The sequence below is a fragment of the Rhodoferax sp. genome, assembly GCF_028689305.1.
Lineage (GTDB): Bacteria > Pseudomonadota > Gammaproteobacteria > Burkholderiales > Burkholderiaceae_C > Rhodoferax.
The window spans coordinates 1-1,265 of record NZ_JAQTWM010000182.1 but is presented as its reverse complement, the minus strand read 5'-3'; the positions used below and the strand labels follow the sequence as shown (position 1 = coordinate 1,265).

Sequence of the window (1,265 nt, the reverse complement as noted above, 5' to 3'; positions counted from 1 at the left end):
ACCACAGAATGCTATAAATGTAATAGCATTTCGTGCATGTTACACCTGGGCTACAGGTCATTTTCATTCACAACCATCGACAAATAAGCGGCTGTGATGGCGGCCCGCCTTGTTTCATGAACCAGATCGTCCGAAGTTTTGGCACCACGGTGCGCCAGTTGCGCGAGCAGCAAGACTGGTCGCAGGAGATGTTGGCTGAGCGCTCGGATCTGAACCGCTCCTACATCGGTGAACTGGAGCGCGGGCAGGCGATTCCATCGCTGTTGACGATCCAGAAATTGGGTCTGGCGTTTGGCGTGAGCCTGAGCCATTTGCTCAGCCACGCCGAGCGTATTGCCCAGACCCGCATGCTCAGAGGCATCGAATTGACGGCTATAGCATGTTGAACGATGGCTCAAGTCTGCTGACACTCAAATGCTTTTTAACCCGCAACGGAGTCACACATGACCAAACCACAAGTCCACAGCACCTTGGGCGACAACGCCGCACGCCAACTGGCCAACGCCACCAAAACCACGGCGCAGCTCTCCACCATCTCGCCACGTTGGCTGACACACTTGCTGCAATGGGTGCCGGTAGAAGCCGGTATCTTTCGCCTGAACACGGTCAAAGACCCGGAGTCGATCAAAGTCACCTGTACCGCCCGCCAGTCTGAAAACCAGCTGCCGCGCACCTTTGTCAATTACGACGAAAAACCGCGAGAGTTTTTCCTCAACGCCGTGTCCACCATTCTGGATGTGCACACCCGCGTCTCAGACCTCTACAGCAGCCCGCATGACCAGATCAAGGAACAACTGCGCCTGACCATCGAGACCATCAAGGAAAACCAGGAAAGCGAACTCATCAACAACCCCGACTACGGTCTGTTGTCCCAAGTCACTGATGAACAACGCATCTTCCCGCTCACCGGCGCACCGACACCGGACGACCTGGACGAGCTGCTGACCAAGGTCTGGAAAGAGCCCGCCTTCTTCCTGGCCCACCCGCTGGCGATTGCCGCCTTTGGCCGTGAAGCCACCCGCCGTGGCACGCCACCGCCCACGGTGAGCCTGTTTGGCTCGCAGTTCATCACCTGGCGCGGCATTCCGCTGATCCCCAGCAACAAGGTGCCGGTGGCTGACGGCAAGAGCAAGATTTTGCTGATTCGTGTGGGCGACAAGCGCCAGGGCGTGATCGGCCTGTTCCAGCCCGGTTTGGCCGGTGAACAAAGCCCCGGTCTGTCGGTGCGCTTCATGGGCATCAACGACCAGGCCATTTCCAGCTAC

The 1,265-nt window shown here is 57.8% G+C and carries 2 protein-coding genes; both read left to right on the top strand.

Features of this window, described 5'->3' with window-relative positions; all coding sequences use genetic code 11:
• The first annotated feature begins 116 nt into the window (after positions 1 to 116).
• A complete protein-coding gene (locus PHW99_RS18705) occupies positions 117 to 386 on the top strand; it encodes a helix-turn-helix transcriptional regulator (RefSeq protein WP_300181349.1) in 270 nt (89 codons plus the stop codon).
• A gap of 57 nt (positions 387 to 443) precedes the next feature.
• The coding region (locus tag PHW99_RS18700) for a family 2A encapsulin nanocompartment shell protein (RefSeq protein ID WP_300181346.1) at positions 444 to 1,265 on the top strand (822 nt) is incomplete at its 3' end.